At 36.7% G+C, this 25,000-nt stretch carries 23 protein-coding genes and 2 pseudogenes; 18 read left to right on the forward strand and 7 right to left on the reverse strand.

All coding sequences use genetic code 11. From position 1 onward, the window contains the following. From HVN35_10630 to HVN35_10695, 14 genes and pseudogenes are all read left to right on the forward strand, one after another. A partial coding sequence (locus HVN35_10630; GenBank protein ID NYB52997.1) for a dihydropteroate synthase-like protein occupies positions 1 to 1,463 on the forward strand: 1,463 nt, incomplete at its 5' end. A 167-nt stretch (positions 1,464 to 1,630) separates the two neighbouring features. Next, positions 1,631 to 2,551, forward strand: a complete 921-nt coding sequence (locus HVN35_10635) for a TIGR00269 family protein (protein ID NYB52998.1) — start codon at positions 1,631 to 1,633, stop codon at positions 2,549 to 2,551. A gap of 288 nt (positions 2,552 to 2,839) precedes the next feature. Beyond that, a complete protein-coding gene (locus HVN35_10640) occupies positions 2,840 to 3,040 on the forward strand; it encodes a MoaD/ThiS family protein (protein ID NYB52999.1) in 201 nt (66 codons plus the stop codon). A 21-nt stretch (positions 3,041 to 3,061) separates the two neighbouring features. Next, complete coding sequence (locus HVN35_10645; GenBank protein NYB53000.1) at positions 3,062 to 4,087, forward strand: site-2 protease family protein; 1,026 nt, start codon at positions 3,062 to 3,064, stop codon at positions 4,085 to 4,087. 53 nt (positions 4,088 to 4,140) lie between these two features. Beyond that, entirely contained in the window at positions 4,141 to 5,004 is an 864-nt protein-coding gene (locus HVN35_10650) for a DUF89 domain-containing protein (protein ID NYB53001.1), read from the forward strand. Between the two features lie 149 nt (positions 5,005 to 5,153). After that, a complete protein-coding gene (locus HVN35_10655) occupies positions 5,154 to 5,579 on the forward strand; it encodes a thioredoxin family protein (GenBank protein NYB53002.1) in 426 nt (141 codons plus the stop codon). A gap of 95 nt (positions 5,580 to 5,674) precedes the next feature. Then, positions 5,675 to 6,298 (forward strand): cytochrome c biogenesis protein CcdA, encoded by a 624-nt coding sequence (locus tag HVN35_10660; GenBank protein ID NYB53003.1) that lies wholly within the window; start codon positions 5,675 to 5,677, stop codon positions 6,296 to 6,298. A 362-nt stretch (positions 6,299 to 6,660) separates the two neighbouring features. Beyond that, positions 6,661 to 6,765, forward strand: a pseudogene (locus HVN35_10665) (DUF2085 domain-containing protein). Between the two features lie 475 nt (positions 6,766 to 7,240). Beyond that, positions 7,241 to 7,966 carry a potassium channel family protein gene (locus tag HVN35_10670; GenBank protein NYB53004.1) on the forward strand — a complete coding sequence of 242 codons (726 nt, stop codon included), beginning with the start codon at positions 7,241 to 7,243 and terminating at the stop codon, positions 7,964 to 7,966. A gap of 112 nt (positions 7,967 to 8,078) precedes the next feature. Beyond that, positions 8,079 to 8,975: a hypothetical protein gene (locus HVN35_10675; GenBank protein ID NYB53005.1), complete on the forward strand. Its 897-nt coding sequence runs from the start codon at positions 8,079 to 8,081 to the stop codon at positions 8,973 to 8,975. A 194-nt stretch (positions 8,976 to 9,169) separates the two neighbouring features. Then, positions 9,170 to 9,364, forward strand: coding sequence for a hypothetical protein (locus HVN35_10680; GenBank protein NYB53006.1), 195 nt, complete (start codon positions 9,170 to 9,172; stop codon positions 9,362 to 9,364). Continuing rightward, complete coding sequence (locus HVN35_10685; GenBank protein NYB53007.1) at positions 9,354 to 9,482, forward strand: type II toxin-antitoxin system PemK/MazF family toxin; 129 nt, start codon at positions 9,354 to 9,356, stop codon at positions 9,480 to 9,482. The genes HVN35_10680 and HVN35_10685 overlap by 11 nt, the downstream gene beginning before the upstream one ends. 360 nt (positions 9,483 to 9,842) lie before the next feature. Next, entirely contained in the window at positions 9,843 to 10,685 is an 843-nt protein-coding gene (locus tag HVN35_10690; GenBank protein ID NYB53008.1) for an NAD(P)-dependent oxidoreductase, read from the forward strand. 174 nt (positions 10,686 to 10,859) lie between these two features. Continuing rightward, positions 10,860 to 11,078 carry a hypothetical protein gene (locus tag HVN35_10695; protein NYB53009.1) on the forward strand — a complete coding sequence of 73 codons (219 nt, stop codon included), beginning with the start codon at positions 10,860 to 10,862 and terminating at the stop codon, positions 11,076 to 11,078. 94 nt (positions 11,079 to 11,172) lie between these two features. Here the strand turns inward: HVN35_10695 and HVN35_10700 are convergent, their stop codons facing one another. The 4 genes and pseudogenes from HVN35_10700 to HVN35_10715 form a co-directional block, all read right to left on the reverse strand. Beyond that, a complete protein-coding gene (locus tag HVN35_10700) occupies positions 11,173 to 12,462 on the reverse strand; it encodes an adenylyltransferase/cytidyltransferase family protein (GenBank protein ID NYB53010.1) in 1,290 nt (429 codons plus the stop codon). Positions 12,463 to 12,714: 252 nt separating this feature from the next. After that, positions 12,715 to 13,152: a hypothetical protein gene (locus tag HVN35_10705; GenBank protein NYB53011.1), complete on the reverse strand. Its 438-nt coding sequence runs from the start codon at positions 13,150 to 13,152 to the stop codon at positions 12,715 to 12,717. A gap of 62 nt (positions 13,153 to 13,214) precedes the next feature. Next, a pseudogene (locus HVN35_10710) lies at positions 13,215 to 14,647 on the reverse strand (phosphoenolpyruvate carboxylase). Further along, the gene (locus HVN35_10715) at positions 14,625 to 15,056 is read right to left on the reverse strand and encodes a hypothetical protein (protein NYB53012.1); all 432 of its coding nucleotides are present in this window, start codon (positions 15,054 to 15,056) and stop codon (positions 14,625 to 14,627) included. The pseudogene HVN35_10710 and the gene HVN35_10715 overlap by 23 nt, the downstream one beginning before the upstream one ends. A 346-nt stretch (positions 15,057 to 15,402) precedes the next feature. On the opposite strand from HVN35_10715, the gene HVN35_10720 reads away from it, so the two are divergent. Together HVN35_10720 and HVN35_10725 are read left to right on the forward strand one after the other, a co-directional pair. Beyond that, on the forward strand, positions 15,403 to 15,552 hold the full coding sequence (locus HVN35_10720) for a hypothetical protein (protein ID NYB53013.1): 150 nt from the start codon (positions 15,403 to 15,405) through the stop codon (positions 15,550 to 15,552). Between the two features lie 531 nt (positions 15,553 to 16,083). Next, entirely contained in the window at positions 16,084 to 16,581 is a 498-nt protein-coding gene (locus tag HVN35_10725; GenBank protein NYB53014.1) for a hypothetical protein, read from the forward strand. Positions 16,582 to 16,822: 241 nt separating this feature from the next. On the opposite strand, the gene HVN35_10730 is transcribed toward HVN35_10725, so the two are convergent. Together HVN35_10730 and HVN35_10735 are read right to left on the reverse strand one after the other, a co-directional pair. Next, on the reverse strand, positions 16,823 to 19,474 hold the full coding sequence (locus HVN35_10730) for a PocR ligand-binding domain-containing protein (protein NYB53015.1): 2,652 nt from the start codon (positions 19,472 to 19,474) through the stop codon (positions 16,823 to 16,825). Between the two features lie 537 nt (positions 19,475 to 20,011). Further along, a complete protein-coding gene (locus HVN35_10735) occupies positions 20,012 to 21,106 on the reverse strand; it encodes an archaeosine biosynthesis radical SAM protein RaSEA (GenBank protein NYB53016.1) in 1,095 nt (364 codons plus the stop codon). Positions 21,107 to 21,407: 301 nt separating this feature from the next. Here HVN35_10735 and HVN35_10740 point away from each other — a divergent pair, with 301 nt between their 5' ends. Next, complete coding sequence (locus HVN35_10740) at positions 21,408 to 22,553, forward strand: hypothetical protein (protein ID NYB53017.1); 1,146 nt, start codon at positions 21,408 to 21,410, stop codon at positions 22,551 to 22,553. A gap of 213 nt (positions 22,554 to 22,766) precedes the next feature. Beyond that, positions 22,767 to 23,654 carry a radical SAM protein gene (locus tag HVN35_10745; protein NYB53018.1) on the forward strand — a complete coding sequence of 296 codons (888 nt, stop codon included), beginning with the start codon at positions 22,767 to 22,769 and terminating at the stop codon, positions 23,652 to 23,654. Between the two features lie 243 nt (positions 23,655 to 23,897). On the opposite strand, the gene mer is transcribed toward HVN35_10745, so the two are convergent. After that, the gene (mer, locus tag HVN35_10750) at positions 23,898 to 24,863 is read right to left on the reverse strand and encodes a 5,10-methylenetetrahydromethanopterin reductase (protein ID NYB53019.1); all 966 of its coding nucleotides are present in this window, start codon (positions 24,861 to 24,863) and stop codon (positions 23,898 to 23,900) included. Positions 24,864 to 25,000 lie beyond the last annotated feature (137 nt).

Below are 25,000 nucleotides of genomic sequence, written 5' to 3' on the forward strand. Positions count from 1 at the left end.
TAACTCCGAAGAGAATTATCAGGGAGTTGCAGAAAATACCAGAGCAGGAGTTGCAATCAGTGGACATGATAATCACACCAGGACTTATTCGAAAGGATGTGAGTCCTGTTTACGAGGAAATGGGAATACCCACCTATAAGGGATCTACTGATGCCTCAGATCTGGATATTGTACTGGAAATGGTTGATAAACTGGATTTATCCACCAAAAAATCTGCAGACCAGTTAATTGAAGAAGAACAAAGAAAGAGAGCTCTGCAGTACATTGCTGATTTTGAAAAGGATGAAAAGAACACCCGAAAACTCCTGAAAAAACCGGGAAACATTCTAGTGGGTGATCTTCCAGTGGGTGAGGACTTCCCCATGAGGGTGCTGGCAGAAATTGCCAACGCACCCCTCTTAAGCCATGAGGAACTCCTGAATCGTGCTGAGTATTTTGTTAAATCCGGAGCCGATATGGTGGATATTGGAATGGTGGCTGGGGAAAACATGGCCTCTAAGATCCCACCAATGGTGCAACTTTTAAAAGAGAAACTGGATGTGCCGGTGAGCATAGACACTCTCCAGACTGAAGAAATCAATACTGCAGTGGACGCCGGGGTGGATATGGTTCTAAGTCTGGACCATGGTAATTATGAGGATGCTTTACCCCACCTGGAGGAGAAAAAGATTCCTGCAGTTATTTTACCCACGGATTATAGGAATGGATGGGTACCGGAAACTGTTTCCCAACGGGTAAGTTCCTTAATTGCTTTGAAAAAGAAATGTAAGGGAATTGAGGTTATTGCTGACCCCATACTCGATCCATTAAACAGTAAAAGCATGGTTGATTCTGTAATTGCCTGTCGAAGATTTAAGGATGAAACCAAATCTCAGGAATGTCCGGTTTTCTTTGGTGTTGGAAATGTCACCGAACTACTGGATGTAGATTCAGTGGGAGTCAATGCTCTACTTGCAGGGATATCCATGGAGCTGGGAGCCAGCATCCTTTTCACACCAGAAGAGAGTGGTAAAACAGTAGGAAGTGTTAAAGAACTGGCTGTTTCATCAAAAATGATGTTCCTAGCTAAGATGAGAGGATCCATCCCTAAAGACTTGGGGATTAACCTGCTGGTATTTAAGGACAAACGCCGGCGAGAAATAACAAAGGAAGAAGTTGATGTTCCAGAAACAGAAGGTAAGGAGAATTATAAATTCACCCAGGATAGGGCAGGTAGTTTCAAAATTAGCATAGTTAAGGGGAGGATCATGGCGGTTCATTACCTGAAAATGCAGCCTACCCTGGCTATTTATGGGCAGACAGCCAAGGCCATATATGATGAGATCATAAAAAGGAAACTGGTTTCCAGGATTGAACACGCCGCCTATCTAGGTCAGGAACTTCAAAAAGCCGAAGATGCTCTTAAACTTGGAAAAAACTATGTTCAGGATTTCCCAATCTTCAATAAGTTCATGGAATACTAGATTCAAAGGATCCTAAAATAAGATCATGGATTCAACTTCATAAAAAATAGAATCTGTTCCCCAATCTATAACAACGCTTATTATTTCTAATACCCTACCTCCCTTAATTATAGTTAACATAACCATTAACCAGATTCAAATTATCTTAACCAAAGGAGTATATGTGAATGGATACTTGCAGTAAATGTGGCAACCCCCAGATCATCATCCATAAAAAGCAATCAGGACAGATGCTCTGTCAAAAATGTTTCATAAAATCCACTCAGGAAAAAGTCCTGAAAGATATTCGCAAACACAAACTCATTGAAAAGGGAGATAAGGTCTTGGTGGCTTTATCCGGTGGTAAGGATAGTGTAATGGTTTTAGACATACTTAACAGTCTCCGTAAAAGGCGGATCATTGATCTGGTGGCAGTGACCATTGATGAAGGGATCTCTGGCTACCGGGAGGAGGGGGTGAGTATAGCTGTTAAAAATGCTAAAAATTTAGGGATTGAACACCGAATAATATCCTTCCAGGATGCAATTGGCCGCACACTGGATGAAATAATGGCAGAGTCAAATGATCGAAATGCTTGCACCTACTGTGGCGTGTTTCGCAGGTGGATGTTAAACCGGGTGGCCCGGGAAGAAGGCGCCACCAAGATAGCCACCGGACACAACCTGGATGACGAGGCACAGTCCATACTCATGAACTACCTGGAAGGAAACATTCAAAACTTAACCCGCATTGGAGTCAAGTCAGAATCATATTATGAAGGATTCACAGTAAAAATCAAACCACTCAGGGAGATTCCAGAGAAAGAAACAGCTCTCTATGTCCTGGCCCGTGATCTGCCGGTTCATCTGGCAGGCTGTCCCTATGCAGGGGATTCATTCCGTAGAAAAATAGGCACCTTTTTAAAGGAAATAAGCCGGGAACACCCCACCATCATGTACTCCACTTTAAGGGGTTTTGACAAGATTAAACCGGCGATCAAACGAGAATTCTCCAAAAAAAGTTCAATGGGAGTTTGCCAATTCTGCGGAGAACCCTCAACATCTAAAACCTGCAAAGCTTGCAGTTTCCGCAGATCTTGGGGCCAGTGATTACTATTAACAGTTACCAGTTGGAGTGGCTGGGGATAAACAAATTCAAAAATGAAATTTTTTTTAAATAAGTACTTGAATAGAAGTATAAGTTCAAGTTTTCATTTAATGAACCAGGCATATGGAGAGTGTTCATCAATTAAATCTGGCCAAAACATCAATTAGATTTGGCCACTAAATCAATTAGATCTTGCCAATAAAATCTTTTAGATTTGGTCTGTAAAAAAAGAGTGTTCCTTTATGAATATTTAATATAGAACATCTATTGAATTTGAGGATCGGAGCGTTATGCAAGTCAAAGTTATCATTGGAGAGGAAAAAAAAGAACTAGACATTGAAGAAGGGAAAACCATCAAAAACTTGCTTCAGATGATGGAAGTACCCGTTGAAACAGTTGTGGTTAAAAAAAATAAGTCCCTGGTCATGGAAGAAGAGATTGTGGAAGATGGGGATATTATTGAAGTAATAAAAGTTATCTACGGTGGTTAAATCAATCAGGGAAGTGTACTGGTGGATGATTTCAGTTTAATTGAACAATCAATATCCCATTATTTCCCTATACTGGGATTGGTCAATGGTGAAGAAAACGAAGAATCCTTTTTTGTGGTGGGTGATTACAATCCCAGCAACTTCAGGGAATTAGTACAAGAACTTGACCAATACGGTTTTGTACCTTTTATAAATCCTGAAGGCAATCATTATAAAATAAGCATTGCCAAAAAACAGGAAAAAGGACCATCCAGAATCCATCTCAACATCATTCTTCTACTGGCAACCATATGCAGCACCGTATTTGCCGGATACTTCTATATTTCCAATGGCAACATCTGGGAGGCAGTGGAATTTGCAGCGGCATTATTATTAATTATTGGAGCTCATGAACTGGCCCACTATTATGCAGCCCGCAAACACGGTATAAATGCCACCCTACCCTATTTCATACCGGCACCAACATTTATAGGAACCTTCGGGGCGCTGATCAACATTAAATCTCCCATTCCCACCCGAGATGCCCTGTTTGACCTGGGATACAGCGGACCCTTAGCCGGTTTCCTGGTAGCCGTACCTGTGCTCTTCATAGGATTATACTATTCCACCCTGCTAACCACCCAGAGTGCGGGTTTTATGTTTCCTGACCCCCTGATTATAAAAATAATCAGCCAGATTGTAATCCCCAACTACACCTTTGATTCAGTAATAGTGGGCCACCCCCTGGTTTTTGCAGGGTGGGTGGGAATGCTGGTTACCATGCTTAACCTGATGCCAGTGGCCTTCCTGGACGGGGGACACATAGCCAGATCCCTTTTCCATCAAAACATCCATAAATTCATCTCCGTAATCGGAATAATCCTCACCATTATTTTGGGATGGTATTTCATGGCAGTGATCATGGTTTTCATCTTTTTCATGGGTAAAAACCATCCCGGAGCCCTGGACAATGTTACACCCATAAGCCGAAACCGAAAAATCATGACCTTCCTAATATTAGCCATTTTCATACTCAGCCTTTCATTCTCTCCCAACCGGGGCTTTTAAGAAGTTTCAAATGGATGATAATTTAGTAAATACAATATTAAAGGTGATATACAGTGAGAGTTCATTACGAATGCCCATCATGTTACCTGCGCCAGGCCAGGGAAGCCCTGGACATGGCAACAGATGATGAAGAGCTTAAGATGAAGGTAACAGAAAAAATAATTAAAATAATCTGCAACGAATTCAGGGAAGGAGCGGTTACCAATGAGATTGGAACCAAAATCCACCGCACCATAAAAAGGGAGACTGGAAACCCTGACCCTTATAATGACCTGCGGGGAAAATCAGATAAGATCGCCATGCAATTTCTCCCTAAAGTGGAGAAAATACTAAAAAAGGATAAATCACTTAAAAGTTATCTTAAAGCAGCTATTGCAGGTAACGTGCTTGATTTCGGTGCATTGGGCTTGGAAACCGACATTGAAGCTCTGGTTACATCTACGGTAGAAAAGGAGCTGTCCATAGATCACACACCCCAGTTGGAAGTAGAACTTGAAAGGGCAAAAAAGGTTCTTTATCTGGCAGATAACGTGGGGGAGATAGTATTCGACAAGTTACTCATTAAAAAACTCCAGGAGTATGGTGTGGAAGTTACCGTGGCACTAAAAGAAGAGCCGATTCTCAATGATGCTTGCCTGAAGGAAGCATTAGAGGTGGGCTTGGATGAAGTGGCCCGGTTAATCACCACAGGCACAGATTCCATTGGAGTTATACAGCAAGATGTTTCTGATGATTTTAAACAGGAATTAAAGGAAACGGATCTGGTCATAGCTAAGGGTCTGGGTAACTATGAAGGACTTGGAGAGATGGAACTGGGTGATAAACCTACTTTTTGCCTGTTGAATGCTAAATGCCAGCCAATAGCACGGGATATTGGTGTGGAATTAGGGGGAAATGTGGTCCTGAAATTAAATTGATTGAAGAAATTTAACTGGATAAAGCACACCAATCAAGGTTTATCTTCAAAAAAAGGGAATGAAGATGTTTAATCTGATAAAAATCTCTTTCATGGTTCCAGGAAAGTGTTAAGAAAAATATATTTAATTTGCCTTAAAAAGAAAAAAACATGAATAAATATTTCATTGGCTTGGCAATTATTTTAGTCTCATTTTTAGCTGTGGCACTGGCTTTTTCCAGTTTAAACAGTGACCAAACCAGGGATAATACTATTTCTCTTCAGTGGGGTTCAGATTTGAATCAGGCCCTGCAAGAAGCCAGGACAAACAATAAAAGTGTTTTTGTAGATTTTTATGCAGACTGGTGTGCTTATTGTAAAGAGATGGATGAAGAAACCTACAGAGATCCCCAGGTTAAAGAGAAATTAAGCCAGAATTATGTTTTAGTTAAAGTTAATGTGGACGGGAATCCGGATTTGAGTTTAAAATACAAGGCCTACAGTCTTCCCACAATGATAATACTGGATTCAGAGGGTAATGAAGTGAAGAGGATTGTGGGCTACCAGAATGCAGAAAGACTATTGAATCAGATTTAGATTCAATAAGGATTTAGATTCAATAAGATGTTCAGAGAAAAAAGACGCTTAATTATATAGGTTTTCATGGAATGTAGTTATGGGGAGGTGCTGGCATGGATACGAGTTATATTCTTTCCTTTTCTGCAGGAATAGCTTCAATCTTATCTCCTTGTGTTTTACCACTTATTCCTATTGTTGTAGGGTTTTCCATACTTAAAAGGACAAATTTGGAGATAATCGCATTCAGTCTGGGATTTTTCTTACTCTTTGCTATTATCACCACTTTAACTGCCCTTTTCACTGCTGCCGTAAATTATTATCTTGTCTATTTCCGGATAGCTGCTGCCCTGATCCTGGTGATAATGGGAATACTTTTGATTGCCAATAAGAACCTCTTCAACATTTCAGGATCCGGTATTTCCAGTGCACCTGATTCTGGCCAGGGAATTCTGGGATCATTTGTAATGGGTTTTTTAACCTGCCTGGCCTGGTCACCATGTTTCGGTCCCTATGTGGTGGCAGTGGCAACCTACAGTGCATCCACCGGAGACATAGCTTACAGCATCGTCAATATGGCACTTTTTGCAGGGGGATTCTCATTAACCATACTAATACTAGCTTATTCCATGTCAAAAATAGATTTCAAGGCCATAATAAAATATTCAGATTGGATCCGCATAATCTCAGGACTGATAATAGCACTTGCAGGTTTATACTTGTTGGTAGGGCTCCTGTAAATAAATAAAATAGGCTTTAGAGCATTTATACATTATGTGAAAAACTAATTTTGATTTAATACCGATAGATGCAGTTGTTCACTATTTTGGAATAAGGGAAGATTAGTCTGATATTCAAAATAGATCTTCTTAGAAGCGAAAGTAATAATTTGAAAAGCAAAGTTTTTAAAAATATTTAGACAATATGCTAAATGTTAACAAATTAATTTAGAAGATTTTTATAATTTTGACTATGAAATAATATTGTTGTTCAAAACTTTGAATATTTAATATGATGTAGTCTTAGGTGCTCTGGTGAGTATTATGGATAATTTTCATTCAGAACTGAATGAATTCCGTAAAAAATCTAATTTAAGCATTTTTTGCAGTTTATATATCATTGAATACCCGAAAAGACTTTTGAAATTAAAAGAAACTATTTTCCTGTTTGTTCCAGATGCACGTGTCTTTATACTGGATCTGTTTAATATGGTGTTTGATGGTTTCAAATGAGGAGATAAAAAAGAAACTTGATGGGAAAAAATGTGCATAAATCCTCAGGATATAATTCCAAAACTCAATTGATTTCAAAACTGTTGGAAACGGTATTCTTCGATATGGAACTATCCATTTTCATATAGAGGAATGCATAGATAGAAAAGTAGCTTGGATGGATGGTTTTTTATAATCCTCGGTAGGTTATACCCATCGTTTTAGGTTCTAGTAAAGGTACACAACTACCCCAAATTAGATTTATGAGTTGATAAAAAAATGGGAATTAGAGTTTTGGGAAATAAAAAAATTGTTAAAACTAAAATCCAAGAAACAGGGAATTCGGATCATCAGAAAAATGAACAAAAAACTAGTAGTTATATTAGATTAGAAAAATTTGCAGAGCTTAGAGATAAGTAATTATCACCGAATAAGAAGCAGATTTTAGGACTTTGAATGGAAAGTATTTGTATGAAGCAAAAAATAAGTTCTATAGTTGAGCTGATTATTATAGTTTTAATTCTTGCTGACATTGTATTGTTAACTTCAGTGCTATTCATGGATGTTAGTCCTCAAGTTTATACTTTAATTGTTTATTTTGATTTATTTGTTGTTTTAATTTTAATTCCTGAATTTATTTATCGTCTATGGAAATCTCCAGATAAAAAACAATTTCTAATTCATAATTGGACTGATATTTTAGGAATGATTCCGGAAATTTTAGTTGGGCCTATAAGCACTGTTTTTAGATATTTCCGATTAATAAGAATTATAAGGATTTTAGCTCTTTTCAAAAAAGAGATTATACATTTCCTTAGGGTTTTGCATAAAACAAAAATTGATTATGGGATATTAATTGTAATAATTGTATTAATTACTTGTGCCACATTATTTTTCCTTTTTGAATCCGGCTTGAATGATAAAGTTGATAGTTTTGATGATGCATTGTGGTATTTAATTACAACTATAACGACAGTAGGTTATGGGGATATAACTCCATCAACCCTGCAAGGGCGTTTAATTGGATTTTTCATGATGATTACAGGAATTGGGTTTGTAAGTTTTTTAACGGCAGCTATTGCCTCAAGATTTGTTGAAACTACAGAAAAAAGAGAATTTCAGGAGATAGACGAAAAGCTAGATAGAGTTCAATCTGAATTAGATGAACTGAAAGAAATTATTATCAATAAAAAGTGAATTAAAAAAGGTGTTTCAATACTATTTGTCTTAATTAGCTAAAATCGAAACAAATGAAATATGAGTTACATTAACTATCCTAATGAACCTATAATCATTATATGGTGGTACTATGGTTTCTAATGAGGATATTAAGAAAAAACTTGTAGCTAAAAGAGTTGGAAGAACCACAGAAGGTTTTTTAATATGTGAAAGTTGTGGAAATTACTACCAACTCCAGGAAGGGGAGTCAATAAACGATTTTGAAAGCTGTCATTGTGGTGGTAAATTAAGATTTATTGAATCAATTGACATTAGTGAAGCAACTAACGCTGAGGAAGGTACTCAATCAGAAGGGAGGTTTATTGTCTGCAATAAATGTGCTTATTTTCACGAACTCATCGAGGATGAAAACTCAGATGATTTTCGATTATGTGAATGTGGAGGAAAATTTAAATTCTATAGGGACCGTGAGGAATATTTTAGTTCTAAGGAGTATCTTGAATCATTTCTGGATTCAAATAAATCCTCTACTAAAAATGTTGTTAGTAAAACTGTGAATAAACTGATAAAAGGAGAAACAATTGAAGATAAACAGAGTAAGTATGGATTTTTAATTGGTGCTAAAGGTATTGAAGGTAGATTGGAGTTATATGACTATTGGATTAGGTTACCTGGAAAAGAATACTTGTTAATTGAAGATATTAGTTCAATAGATTTCCAAAGAGCTCATGGTATTCGTGGTAGAGGTTACATTAAATTTAATCTGAAAGGCATGGATAGGGTAAATAAACAAAAAGGACCTATTGTAACTTATAATCCCCGTACTGGTTTTGGCATAGGTTTAGCAGGTATTAAAGATGGAAAAGTAAGTATGTTGGGTTACAATCCCCGCACAGGGTTCAACTTAGGTCTTGGAGTTTTTAGAGGTGCTGAACCGCCAAAAGTTCATTTTTCTAAAAAATCGGAATCAAAATTTAGAGAAATAAGAGACATGATTTATAACAAAATTTTAGAAAGTAAGGTTTAGAGAATTTAAAATTTAAAAAAGAAGGATTTAAACGGGTTATAAATGCTTGTTGAATTGAAAATAACGGTATAATTACTGAAGAAGATTTCAGATAATAATTGCAAAAAACTAAAGAAGTATTTAAAACTATTAAAAATGAATAATAAGCCTCTTTAAGGAAGAATAAGTAATTTTTATCGGACAATGTAAAAGATATGTTATTAGAAGTTGGTGTTCCTTTGAATATTCTTTATAAAGAAATAAAAGTTGATAAAAGGAAAAAAAGAATCCGTGATAGAAGGAAGAACTTAAAAAAACAAGCTAAGGAAATGGCTGAATTTTATCATCAAGATCCTGAACTTACTGGAATGACTAAATGTCTCGAATTAGAAGATTTCCATGAATATTAATCGGATAGATATTTGTATAGTTGATCTAGAGCCAACAATAGGCTCTGAAATGAAAAAACGCAGGTCAATTGTATTAATTAGCACTAATTCTATTAATTCCGTTCCTAAATTCAATTAAAAATTGTAGACCCATTAACTAGTTTTAGGAAAAAAGTACGACAAAGGATGTTTATTAAAATTTATCCAGGAAATAGGAGTGGTCTTAAAGTTCTATCTGTAGTTGATCCATACAAAATTCTATGTATTTCTGATGAAAGATTCGAGAGGAACTGGGTAAGTTTAATGATTCCGAGATGGAACAAATAGAAGAGCAATGACTTGTAGTTTTTGATATGGGCTACTTAGTTGATCAATATTAAAGACTGATTAATACTTTCTTTACCATTTTAAAGAGTTTATAAGCTGAAAAAACATGACTTGTAGTAGGGTGTATCTTAATGAACTGGAAAGAAGTTTTTCCAAGGGATAAGTCGATAAAATGCTGCAGAAAAATACATTGAAAGTAGGTTTCCTTGGATTCGGAGAGGTTGCTTCAACCTTATCTGAGGGTTTAATGTTGAATGGAGTGGAAGTTCTAACCTGTCTGGAGGGGAGAAGTCAAAGATCAGTTGATCGGGCGAAGTCAAGAGGTGTCAGGTTATGTGAAACTTTCACTGAACTGGCAGAGTCATCCGACATTCTATTATCTGCAGTGGTGCCTGCAGAAGCAGTAAACGTGGCTAGAAAAGTGGGAGGGCATGTTAAAGGGGTATATGTGGATTTAAATAATATCTCCCCTGGAACGGTTAAAGAAGTCTTCAGCCACCTTGAAACCGGCAGGGTAGTTGATGCAGCCATTATGGGTGGAATAAAAAACGGTCCAAAAACATCCATAATCGCCTCTGGAAAGCATGCTGAAACTTTTGCCCAGCTAAACCAGTATGGAATGAACATTGAAGTAATTGGCACCGAAACCGGTCAGGCATCTGGATTGAAAATGCTACGCAGCGTCTACACCAAGGGTGTTTCCGCCCTGCTATTCGAGGCCCTGTATGCAGCATATCAAATGGGGGTTGATGAAACCCTTCTAAAATATTTAAATAAGACTGAAGGACCCCAATTCCAGGACTCCGCCACTTCAAGAATAAAAAGCAGCGCATACCATGCCCAAAGACGCCAACAGGAAATGGGAGAAGTCCTCAAGTTCCTTAGAGAATATGAAGATCCAATCATGACCCGGGCCACTTGTGAATTTTTCCAATCACTCACCCACAAAACCGGAGAAATCTCTAAAAAACCCTCAGATTATAGGGATGTCTTCATCAGAGTTGATAGAAACTGATTTCACGCCTTGAATTAGTTCACGGTAATAAATAAATAGGATAGTGTGAATAAATATAACCTGTACCCTAATGCCTCATGAAGAATTATGAAAATATTAAATCAATAAATATTGCATTTAAACCAATAAATTTGCATTAGTTCCTAAAAAACTTTGATTAGTGGATTTGGTACTATGCCAGATGAGCAGCATGCCAAAGAATGTGAAGAACAGATGAAAAAGCTTAAAGGTCGAAAAGTCCTTGATTGTTCCTTTAAAGCCTATGAAAACAACTGCTGGAGGTTTTACATAGTCACGGACAGTGGAAAACTGGTAATGACCTTCTGTCCAGATTGGACCTGTCCTGTGGTGGAACACCACCAGGAACATCACGAACACATCCCGGAAGAATGAATCACTTATAAATCTGCTTCTTAAAATTTTCCCATTATCAGAACATCTCTTCACAACTGTTTCCTATTACCCTTTCAGAGCATCACCTAATTCTTCAACCTACCTCTAACCTGATTCTCCAACCTCTCTTCTTCTCTACCAGGATTCCTTGAAGGGGTATAATCTGGGAATCAACCAGTAATCTCAGATAGGTGGCCATTTTACCAGGTAATTTAAGGGAACTTTTCACCTTACGCCCGGGTGGTTTTAACTCACAGGAGAGATCCCCTCTTTTATCCACATAAAGATAAGCATCCATCCCCTCTTTCAAACTGGCCAGTTCAAAACTTCGAAGATGCAGGCCAGCATCAAAGGAATATAAGGGCTTATCACGAGTTCTTGCCCCATCACGAAACTTTTCATGGGCCTCTGAACTGCTCAGGCCTTTTTCAACCATGGAAGCCACGTACCAGGCCCTTTCAATCACCTGTTCTGTAGTCTGATCTGGAGGTATAACTTTCTCCCTTTCATAGTCCCTAATCAGTTCATAGACTTCTCTACGAGTCACATTTTCCTCCACCGAGCTTAAAGCCAGCCTGCTCAACACAGGACCATAACCTGCCTGGCGCAGGGATGCCCAGACCTGGTTCTCTGCCTGGTACCATCGCCCCTGAATAATATGCTCCACTGCCTCTGCATTTAAATAGGCAATGTTCAGAAGTTTATGCCGGGAACTGGTATTCAAACGTTTCAGAAGAACTTCAAGATTCCGCTCACCTGGAATGTTCCCCTTTTCAATTTCCTCTTCCAGTATGTTAACTGTAAAATCCGGCAGAACTTTCGCCACGTTTGCTGTTATCTGGAGATTGTTTTCCACTATCTCCCTGCGGATCTGACGTCCGGAAATCTTCTCTCCATTCACTTTCCCTTCGGGTATGAAATGAAATTTCATCTTTTTACCAAAACGACTGTAAAGGAATTCATTCACCGCATACCACCGGATCACATTCCGGTTAGGGAGGCTGCGAGGAATACCGCTGAAAATTCCCTTCTTGATAAAACCAGAAGCATATCTTTTGATTTTTTGGGGATTAACCTCTGCAGCGTCCACATAATCAGTCACCCCGTCTTGGATCATCATGGCAATCCTTATAGGAACAGTGTAGGCCATGGTCAACCGGTGATGCAATCCTTCAATGGGCACGATACGATCAGCCCCAGCTTCCAGGGCCATCTTACTCCTGGCCTCGAAACTGGTGAAAAATGGGGCGTGGTTGGCACTGTAACCCTTGTTAAGGTAGATCACCACTTCCTTACCGGTTTCATCTCCCAGTTCCCGGGCCTTCTTGATGAGATCCACGTGTCCCAGATGAACCGGGTCAAAATCAGCGCTTATTCCTATCAATAAAATCTTCCTCTTATAAAATTATTTTCTTTTATTTTTGTTTCCAACCCTTTTATGAACTTTTAATTGGTAAAGTGAATCTCAAAATATTTACAAATACTAATTATTATATCCTTTATGATTTTAAAGTTCTATTCATTGTTCGTATATTCTCATTTTCCATGATTTTCAAAAAAATAGTATTAATTATGATTTTTATTCATGAGGAATAGGTTATTTCTATCAGTAATTTTAATTGAGTATAGTCTTTATTCACTGTATAATTTTTTTAAAGAAGTAATTACTTGAATCTGAAGATAAAATGTTGAAATCATTTAAAGAGAAAATTTCCGCAGATATGTCCAGTGTTTTAACTTGATATCTCCAAATATCCACACATTTCTCTGGAGCAAAGATAAAAAAGTCCACATCCTCTGAAAATCCAAATCTACGTAACTTAACTTCATTTTTTCGCAATTTTATATTTTTACAACTTTCAATTTCAACAATTACTTTTCTTCCATTTTTAATAGCAAACAAGGCTGGCACATAACCATTGTAATTAAATGAATTCTTAGTTGAATTGTTTAAATGTTTTGTTTTGATAATGTAGCCTTTATTTGCGAGATTAAAAGCTAAAGAGGATATCAAGTTTTTAGATAAATCATTTTCCATCTTTGATTTTCGATGGGGCATCATTCTAAAGCTCATATAATCAATCCATCAATCCAATTTGAATCAGATTCTTGTTAACATTAGACATATTCCCGTACTTAACCTAAAAATTTCCTCAAATTTGCAGCCTGCAAAATAAAATCCGGAGCAGATTCCATTTTATCTTTCCTTAGAAGATCAATTAAGCTACTGGTTATTTTCCGGTGCTCTTCATGAACCTCATAATCTATAAAATCCAACCTGGTTTTCACAGATTCTGGTAAAAAGGGAGAATCATCATTTAAATATCTTAAAGCATCTTTTAAGTCGTTTTGGAAGTTAAGGTAATGTTTATCAAGGAAGGAAAGATCATCCTCATCCAGAGCATTTAAACCCAGGATTTCTGGGGGTAACCCTATGGAATATAAGGCACAGGTAAAGGAAATAGCTCGTGGTAATGAAACCCCACCCATTTCTCTGGAATATCCAAATAAACCGATATGAAGCTTTCTTTTCCTTCTGGGGGGCGTATGTCTTGCTATTTTATTTATGGTGGGTGCTAAAGATAATATTTGTTTCTCATATTCCGAGCTGTATTTGTTTATAATTTCCATAAATCTTTTTTCATCCACTTCATGAGGTTTAGAAGGTTTCATTGCCTTTAATTTTTCAACAGCTTTAATCACTTCAGAGGTGGGATGATCATATTTGAAGGAAGATTGTATGGTAAAGGTGTGTGCACTGGGATATTCTGAAGCCACTTGATCAACATTCCCTGGTTTCAGATTTCCCCTGAAAGGCGCGGAACCCACACCAATTATTGGATAGATGTCCACATCTATTTCTTCTGACTATAAATGGAAGTTATATAGGGCTAATTTATTCATTAAAACCGCACTTATCATACCGTAGTTCATGGCAGGATCTGATCTGGCCAGGAAAATTCGCTGGTATTCCACACTCTTATCCTTCAAATACTTCCGGGTCATTTGGTGGGAATTTAACATGCCATTCATGTCTTCAAAAAGGGGGATCACATTTATTTCATCAGGTTTAAAATCACCTATCCAGTCAGCAATGGTGATATCTCCGGTTTTGAATGATTTATTCTGCTTCCCGATCACGAAATCAGAATAATATCGGTATATGCGATCAATACATCTGTAAGATCCGGTCATGGGTAGAATTACTTCAAAAACAGGAGCTAAATCTTCTCCATAAAATAATTTGGCTGCATCAAAGGATCTGGGAATGCTTTCCAGGGTTTCTAACAATATCTTTGCTTCTGCTTTTTCTACGGTGGGGTTAGGCACCCTAAGTGTTAGGAATAAATTTTCACCTAACCTTTTTTCACGGAAAAATTCTTCGTATCTGCTTAATAATTTTTTAACCACATAATTATCTACTTCTTTCCCCTCACAATCCCACATCTGCTCATCACAGCCCAAATGGGAGAAAACATAGAAGGCCTCGGTTATTTCTTCTTCACCACCTATTTCACTGGATGATGAAAAAAGGGGCTGTTCACATTATCCGGGTGTTGAGTACTCATGCACTGGGGAATCATCTGGACTTACTCCTTCTGTTTGGCAAACTTTCTCAACTTCAAAATTTTCAGAAATCCACAGCCCCACTATTTTACAAGAGAGGGTATAGTTTTTTATTCTCTGCACTGCTTTTTTGATATGTAATTTATGCACATCCTCACTAACCTGGTTGGCTGCACAATCATAGTGTCCCACAATGAATATGGTGTTGGAATTATGGTTTCCAATGGAAATAGCCAATTTTCGAAGAACATGAACTGGATTAAAACTGTTATCTGCTAGTAAACCATCCATTCCAGCTTCGGTTACCATGTCAACGTAATCAATTTCATAATTCTGGGTGATCCAGTTTATCACTGGTATTTGAACTCTGCCATCAATGCAGTTTAAACATGTAGCAAATTTTAATTCCATTATTTTACCTCCCAATAACCTAATAATCATTTTTAAAAAGTTTGAAACATTTTTATTTCAGTATTTTTCTAATTTTAAATATTCAGGGGGGTTTCATATTTTTTACTCCAACTCATCTGAAAATAAATGGGATTAATAGTCCTAAACAAAAATTTCGTCTTCTTTTTTGATTTTTCATGGTTCATCCTTTTCGATTGGTCATTGAAGTTTATTCCAGCTGAGAATATTCTCATCTAACTATCATGTTTAATTATTATAATATATAAGTTTATACCTATATTTGTTGCTATATTGCAATCAAAAAAGTTAAATAGTTTTGTAGCAGTATTTATAGTAGTGATAAGTTATGCCCAATCAAAAAACACTCAATGTTAGAATACCCATGGAATTAATGGATGAATTTAGAGAAAAATCATATAAGAAATTCAATTATGAAAAAGGCGCCATTAAACGGGCATGTATCGAAGCCCTCCAGGAATGGTGTGAAAAAAATTAAGGTTTTTTTAAAAATTGAAAAATATATCTCTTTGCTTCTTAATCAATCCCCTATCCTTCTTACTAAACCCGCAGTTTTTTTCTAAAATTTTGACAGTTATTATATTACAAAAGCATGGTTTATTTTTAACTAAACTGATGATAAAACACCCTGATTTAATAATTTATCTCAAAGTGGGTTCCTATTTTTATATACGGATAATATTTTAAAATTAATTCACGTGTCTTTTCAAACTCCAATAATTCTTTAAGCTTTCATAAAAATAAAAAATAAAAAATTTTTGTGACAATTGACACATCAAAAATTATCAGATCCTATTTCCAGTCATGGCCTTTTAAATTCTTTTTTAAGACTAAAAACTATAATAAGGCTTCTTTTTTTACGATTATCTCCCACCTTCCTTCACAGAATAATTTTTTATTTAGTGAAATAGCATAAAACTATATTATTACAAGTTCAACAGGGGGTCTAAGAACCATTTTTTAATGTTTTCATCCCCCTGGTTGAATTAAAACTAAATGGATGTGGATTATGAAAAGTAAAACCGGAATAATAGCGATTGTAGGTCTTTTAGTAGTAGTGGCTGTTGCTTTAGTTTTTGCTGCGGGAATTTTAAACCCAAAAGAAATCAACCAGACCACCCCCATTAACAATTCCAATACACCCAGCACATCTACTGTAGCAGCTTTAAAAGTTAAAGCAACAATGACTGGTCCTTCCACAGCTAAAAAGGGGAGTAACGTGGTTATCAATGGCACGGTTTCCAACCAGGGATCTGTGAATATTAAAAATGTTTTGGTGCACACTCAAGACAATGATAAAAACTTAGGCACTCTAAATGCCGGTCAGAGTAAAACTTTCACCTGGAACGTTTACATACCCACTGATAAAGAAGTTCAAGCAGACTTTGGACCTAATGCCACAGTTTCCAATCCATTCTACATAGGTGGATTTTCAGTTACCTTTACAGACTCCAGTGGATCCCAGCACACCATAAAATCTAACTCTCTGAATATAAAACTAAGTTAAATAGTGGTAACATAACGCTATTAGATGGCATATGGCTATAAAATTAGTTTGATACCTAAATCTCACCATTAAAATGTTACTTAAAATTTTTAAAGGTCAAAATTGTTTAATATATTTGATGGGGGATTTATAACCACTTTAACACTAAAAAAAGCCATAATTTCTCTTTACCACTATTTTTTCCTTTTTTATTCCTCATTCTCCATTTCTAATTGAATAATAATCGCATTATCATTATTTTTTATATTCTGTCTTTATAGTCTAATTCCCTGAATTTTATGGTGAATTCTGTTCCATGGGTTCTATTTAGCTCTAGGGAACCTTCCATCTGTTTTACCAGGTTATTAACCAGCATCAGGCCCAGGGTTGGTGAATTTCGAGGATCAATATGGGATGGGATTCCAATACCATTATCAGATATTCCAAGTTCCAGATCATCATCTTTTTCCTGGCTAAGTTTAATAGTAACAGCTCCTTTGGCATTCCATTTTGATGGGGGAAATGCATATTTTAAGCTGTTGGTAACCAGTTCATTAATTATCAAACCACAGGGTACGGCAGTTTCAATGTTCATCTCCACATCTTCAACATCTAAAATCAGTTCAATGTCCTGATTTTGGACTCCATAAGTATAAAATATATTTGAGGTGAGTTTTTTTATGTAATTTTTAAAATCAATCCTGGTTAAACTGGGGGATTGATAGAGGTTTTCATGTATCATAGCCATGGATCTGACTCGCCCCTGACTTTCCTTTAAAACAGTTAATGTTTCCACTTCATTTACATACTGAATTTGCAGATTGAGGAGACTGGAGATAATTTGCATATTATTTTTCACCCGATGATGAATCTCCCTTAAAAGAACTTTCTTTTCAGCTAATGATTCTTTTATAGTTTTCTCAGCTTCATAGCGTTGCAAAGCTATTGATGCCTGATAAACCAGGGTTTCAATAGTTTGTTCATGTTCTAAGGATTGTCCTTTAGGAAGTATTATAGTCAAAGCTCCGAAATTTTGACCATTTGATGAAAAACCCACTGTATATATTTTGTCAATCTTCATTAATTTTTTTAGTGTATTAAAAACAGGTTTGGGGATTTTCTTGAAGACGAAATCATAAACAGTATCTTCTACTTCAGTTAATACAATGCTCCGGTTTTTAACGAGGTCTTCATTATCCATCTCCTTCACCGGGAATCGGATATTATAAAGATCTATTCCAAGGATGTTTTTCAGCTTATTCAAGAATTTATCCATACCGAAACATTCCATTATTCTGATGGTTTTTTCTTCAGAATCTTCTACACTTATAATGATATAAGAATTGGGTAAAAGTTCTTTCACAGCTTCTCCAGTAATGGAATATATTTGGGGAGTGTTTACTCTACCCACCAGTTGCATTACCACCTGGTTCATAATTTGTGTTTCATGAAGAGATTTTTCAAGATCTTTTTCAGCATCTTCTCTTTCTTTAATGAAACTTGCCTGCTGGGCATTTTGATATGCCACATCAGATAACTGGTTGGCGAATGTAAAAAGAACATTGGCAATCTTTCTTAATTGTTCTTCAGACATGACTGGAACTTCTTTAAACGCTTCGATATACTCGTCTTCATCGACACCAAGTTCCCGGGCTTTAACCCTCATCTGGTCTTCATTTTGTGTTTCGTTTCGAACCTGGCCAATTAACCAGTTGGCTATGTGTACCCCACCCACTGTGATACTGGCACCAGCATCCCACAATCCCCCGCTAAGGCAGGGCATGACTATGGGACCTTCCGGATGACTTCTACCTATCATTGCATCGGATTTATAGCAATTCTCAAGCCCCGCATCTGTTTTGCGAATGATATCTTTACATAAACGGCAGAAATTACTGGGTTTGGTTATGGGCCTTCCATCAGGGTGGGTGATGATTGATGCAACTCCTGTGGCTTCTGAGAAAAGATCCTGTATCTTTTGAATGTCTTCCAAGTTGAAAAGATTATGGAAACTAATTTTATCCTTATCCAGCTGCCTGCTAAGTGCAATTATATTCTTTTCCAGTGCTGCTTCAATCTGTTTCCTGGAAGTAATGTTACGGGTAACATAACCAATTCTGTACCCCTTATAGGTTTTAATGGGGAATGCAAGTTGTTCAATGTAATAAACTTTTCCATCAGGTCTTAAAATAGTTGTTTCATGGATTTTACCCAGAAATGATGCTTCACCTGTTTTCAAGGCCCTTAACTGTTGTTTTTTTATATTTTCTAAATGCTGAGGAGTCTTAAGGTCTGGTGGTGTTAATTCCTGTTTTATCTCCCAGAATTCTCTGCCAAGTGCATCGGTTTTTTTAATTCCTGTAATCATTTCATGGGCTTTGTTCCATTCTATCACCCGTCCTTCTTCATCTAACAATACAATACCATCTAATGATTGATGAATGAGAGTTCGGAATTTTTCTTCACTTTCTTCAAGAGCTTCTTTTGTCTTATAACTTGAGGAGTGTTTACTTTTTTCAGAATTTTTCTTATGGATTGCTACATCAAGGGTCAACTTTAATTCATCAATATCCCAAGGGGTTTTATTATTTTTCAGTAAATAACCATAGGGTGCAGATGCTGAGATATCTCTGATGATGGAATAATCTGAATCTTCAGTTACTTTAATCACAGGAATTATTGGAATCTCTGAGCTAAATATTTCATTTTTTATCTCATTCAAACTAAAACCGGAATAGCTTTCAGGTTCAACGAATTTTAAAAAAAAGTCAGCTTTTAATTCTTCTTCTATCCTGTTTGATTCATTATATTGGTATAGGGTTTTGGAGTTAATCACCTGGTGACCCACGGATTGGAGATATAATTTTAGATCACTAGCTGCGCCATTGATATAGTTTAATAGAATTCTAGCCAATATTTCCCCTCTTTTAGAGTAAAAAAGTCTATAAACTTACCCAATATTAATAATAATATTGATTGTTATTTTTTCATATTAATATTTTTCTAAATTTTTTTATCATATTAGCAATTTACAAGATTTTCGGTTCGCTAGTGGAATAGGATTGGATTTAAATTCAAAACAGTACTTGCCAATGATTTAAAGTGGCTGTTGATGGTTTGGGTTTGGTTGAAGATTTTGATTTTTAAAATTTTAAAAATAATAATTCATTAGGACTTCAACTGGTAGAAAACCTAGCTAAACAGATTCATGGCGATTTAAATATTGATAGGTCTAATAGCACTGAATTTAAGATTTCCTTTTTAGGAAAATAGAATTATAAGTAAATTTCAAGGATTAATCATATCTTAAGCTTTTAAATGATTTACTTGATAAATTAATCTAATTTCCCTGCATTTTTTTATAATTGGATCAATCAGTTTATAGGGGATTATATGAAACAATAAAATCTCAATTAGTAAGGATTTCTATTATCAATCATCCAATTATAAATCATCGGATGTTTTTGGAGAGATTAGTTGTTGACCGGGTCACATCTGAATATTGAACATCAGCCAACCATTTATCTTTGCATTCACACTCAAATTCTTCGGGGATTGTCTGATTGATATTGGATTTAATAATAATGTCTTTTAATTTTGAATTGCATTTTTTACAATTGTAAGGTCCTCGGCGTGTTCCAAAACCCGCAGTATCCATTATCACCGGAATTTTAACCGAACTTCGCACCTGTCGTATGGTTTCCAGGGTACTCCAGATCCAGGGGGGCTGGTAAGATCCACGCTTCCATAAAATTTCCATCAACGTTCCCTTGTGGATGGTGGATGGGCAGAAAGACACCCTGTTTACTCCAACTTTCTCAGCATACTGGGCTGATTTCACAGCATCTGCAATCGCCTCACTTTCAGAGGTTAAAACTGGTTTAACCAGTAAATAAACCTTCGTTCGCACATCAAAATCAGTTTTTAACTTATTTATGACATTCACTGCTTTTTTGAAGTCTTCACGGGTGAAACCCTTGTTAATTCTCGTCAGGCGTATGTTATCATCAGCACTTTCCAGTCCTATGGCTACTTCAAATATTTTACCTGGAATCATGGTGCAGCAGCTGTTCAAAACTTCTTCATTGATGTATTCTGGTCTGGATTCAACTACAACTTCCTCAATATCATCATATTCATTAATAATTCTGAAAATATCCTTCTGAGCTTCTTCAGGGATTTCTTCACGGTTAAGAAAGCTACCGGAAACAAAGATCTTGATGGCAGTGGGTCCATCAATAGTCTGTTTTTGGATTTGTCTTTCTAGCTGGGTTTTAAAAATTTCCACAAGTTGTGCAGCTGTAACTTCCTGAAGTGGAGAATCAGCTATGTAACTGCACATGCTGCACCCTCCAGAACCTGCCAGTGCCCAGGCACATCCTGGTGTGGGAAGTACAATGAAAATCGTGCGACCGGGTCCTGAGTACAGGAGGTCATCTCCAGACCAGCTGGCAGCCAACTGACTTGGAAGTTTTTTATCTACCTTTTTAAGGGCTTTTCTACGGATTTCCGGAAGAAGGTTATCCAGGGGTTGCTTAGTGTTCATTGCATAAAAGTTATAGAATTCCATTTATATATTATTCTAGCAGGATCTCTCCAGATGTTAATAAAGAAAAATAAAAAAGAAAAAGACTTTACAAATGGTTTTTTAAACATAATTATTGGTTTATTTAATCTTATTTAATTAGGGAAAAAATAAATCAATTTTATGGTTTAACTGGAATATAAATCAATTGAGATGGTTGTTATTGCATCGGTTTTGAATTAGGATTTATATTGGGATATTAGTCCAGAAGGCGTTAGATAACTAATATATAGTATATTAGGGAAATGAAATTGGTGTTACTATGATAGAAATCGAATTTGATTCAATGGAAGAAGCTGCAGAGGCTGTAAGGGAACTTTCCCATTTGGGAAAGGCTCGGATTGATAAAAGAACTCATCAAGAAGTTTCAAGGAAATTTTTTTTACATTGTTCCTATGAAAAGGCTTTGCATCAGTTAGATGATGCTCTAAGAATGTTTGAAGAAGATCTTGATGATGAAGATGATGAAAATCTTGTGGAATATTTGTGCATGGCGTTAACTGTTTTAAAAAGGCTTTATGAAACTGGAAGATTCAGGGAACTGGAAGAGAAGGCTTCATCTGATGTTGAGAAAAAACTATTAGAAATTGTATCAGAAATGGATTTTGAGGATAGAAATATTTCCCTCAAGTTTGAAGAGTATAAAAAACTGAGTAAAGAAGCCAATGAACTCTTTGAAAATATGATTCAATTGCCACTGGAGGAATCAGAACTTGAGGAGGATGAGGAAGAATTAGATTCACCAGTTTCAGGCAAACCAGATGAACTTCACCCTGATGATTCTTCCAAGGAGGAAAAGTCTAAGAGGGAAGATGAGAATGCTTCTGAAAATGATAATGATTCTCTGCCTCCTGGTGCCAAATATTTTAATAAAATCATAGAAATCAGAGGTTTAAAACAGTACCTGCTCAGACCTATAATTGAAAGTGTTTATTTCCACATGAAATCAGAGGATCCTTATTCTTGTTTCATGGATGGTGTATACCTTGATATAGGTCAACTACCCGATTTGTTTGATGCATCTGATTTCAGAATCAGAATGGAGTCAAATATCTATATAAAATACTTTTTGACTGTGGGAATTGAATTTATACTTCAAATGGAGGATTTCATGGAAACCCTTAATGACTTTGACATGGTCAATGAAGACGTTTTTGAAGAGGTTAAGATGGTTTCTATTATTGCAGACCAAATTCTGTCAGTTCTGGAAAAGAATAAGAAAGTTAAATACGCGAAATTTATGCAGGAAATAACTGAAAAGATCAATGGTGGTTTTTTCTGTTTTGAAGATATTGATGTTGAATTCAGTGTAGATCCGGAGTTTATAGAACTTATTATAAAAGATCTATCTAGAATTGGGTTTATAAAGACAAAGGGAAAAAAGATAATAAGGTATGCTGGAAAATAACTCACAAATATTTATCTTTTCCATGACATTTTTCTAATAACATCCCATTTTATCTTTTAAGCCTTTAAGCCTTTAAGGTATCTGGAATAATCAGCAGGTGGTTATGTTTTTTTGGATGGGGGATGTTTTTTAAAAGTCCAGGGTCAAGGAATTTCAGGATTGGGCAGGATTGGGGTTTTTTTGAAAGATTTAAAATATTCCAAGGGTGAGGGTGTGGTTAGGAAGATTAAGGTTAAATCGGTACTCAACAAACAGAAATATGCTGATGACTGGTTTTTGTCAAGTTACTCTTTAAATCCTTACTCAGGATGCTCCTTTAACTGTGTTTACTGTTACACTAGAGGAAGTAAGTATGGTGAACACCAGGCACCTGGGCTGGCTGTAAAGATTAATGCACCGGAAATACTGGTTAGACAGCTTAAAAACAGGGCTAGGAAAAGGGAATATGGTTTTATAGCTTTTGGCTCAGCCACAGATCCCTATCTTCCCTTGGAAAAAGATTTAAAACTCACCAGGGAACTTTTATTGATTATTTTAAGGTTTCATTTCCCAGTCAACCTGCTCACCCGCTCCCCTCTGATATTAAGGGATCTGGATGTTTTAAAGAAGATTGGTGAAAAGGCAGTTATACCTCCCGAACTCTTGGATAAAATGGACACTGGAGTGGTGCTTTCATTTTCTTTCTCCACCACTGATGAAAGGCTGGCCAGAATATTTGAACCTGCAGCTCCCTCACCCATTGAAAGACTGGAAACCATGAAGAAATGTAAAGAAGCAGGTTTTCTAGTGGGGGCAATTTTCATGCCACTTTTACCCTTTTTATCTGATGGCGAAGAACATCTGGACCAGATAATTCAGGATGCCAAGGAGCATGGTGCTGATTTTGTCATGGCTAGTGGTCTAACCTTATTTGGTGATAAGCCACATGATTGTAAAACCCGATACTATAAAGTTCTCCAAGAACATTTTCCTGAGCTTTTGCCTAAAACTAGGGCTATTTTTGGGAATTCTTTTGCTCCTTCAAGGAAATACCAGGGGGAACTTTACCAGAGACTGGTTAAGCTGTTGAAAAGGCACGAGATCAGTAATAGGATTTATTGAGATAATTATAGATGTATATGGAAAAATAATTTTTAACTCTATGAAATAATAACCCTATGAAATCTACTAAATAAGATTTTAAAACAGTATTTGGGTTATATTAAGCTATATAAAGCTATAGGAATAGGATCAAGGTTAAGTGTTTAATAATAGATTGTTTTAATTGTTGTAAAATTAGCTTTTATATTTATTAGCTTTTAATTTCGTTTTTAAAGAAAAATAAAAAAGAAGAGAAGTGTTATTTTAGAAACTGTCTATAACTTCTCCTAATAGTTTGATGGATTTTTCTTTGTCTGGACCGATTGGGGAACCAGCTACATACTGGGTCACACCCATTTCAGCAAGAGCTTCGATTTTTGGCACGAAGTCGGCTGGTGTTCCTACTACAGAGAATGCTTCCATTAATGCGTCGTCAACAGCTCCAATTGCTCCTCCGAAGTCTCCTTTACCTAAGAATTCTCCGAATTTGGCACCGGTATCAGGGGCTAGGCCGTGTCTTTCGAACACTGGTGGTGGTGATCCAGCAGCAATGAAAGCAACCACAATTTTGGCAGCTCCCACAGCTTTGGCAGCGTCGTCATCTATGGAACAGCAAGTGTAGGCTGCAACATCCACATCAGCCATGTCTTTACCTGCAGCTGCAGCTCCTTCTTTTATGAGTGGCACGGCTGCTTCAAAGTCTTTAGGGTTGGATGCGTTAATTAATGCACCGTCAGATACTTCTCCAGCGGTTTTTAACATCATTGGTCCCTGTGCACCCATGTAAATAGGGATTTTTTCCTGGACTGCTTTAACACCCATTAAACTAGCTCCGCTTTCAGTTTTTCCACCTGCGAGGAGAGTTTCCATCATGGCAATGGCATCTTTGATGGTGGAGACCGGTTTGGTCCATTCGATTCCTAATGCATCGAAGGTTGCCTTGTCACCAGGACCGATACCTAGGGTGGCTCTTCCATTGGAGATTTCGTCCAGGGTAGCTACTGCGGATGCGGTTATGGCTGGGCTTCGCACGTAGGGGTTGGTTACACCAGGACCCATTTTAATGGTCTCGGTTCCGGCTGCAATTAACGCCAGGGTTTCGTATACGTTCTTGTTGTTGTAGTGGTCGGTGATCCATGCGTATTCAAAACCGACGTCTTCTGCTAGTTTGACAAGCTTTACAATCTTGTCTATAGGTTCATTTGGGACAAATTCAATACCAAACTTCATAGTTTATCACCGATTTAAAATCTATTACTAGTATAAAAATAATTTGTGATTCAATTCTAAAACGAAAGATTTAAATAGGTGATTAAAAGGGTTCAAGGTGGCTATCATGCGATTTATCAAATGGATTGTTCTTTATC

It is taken from the genome of Methanobacteriaceae archaeon (genome assembly GCA_013403005.1).
In the GTDB taxonomy this organism is placed as follows: domain Archaea; phylum Methanobacteriota; class Methanobacteria; order Methanobacteriales; family Methanobacteriaceae; genus Methanobacterium.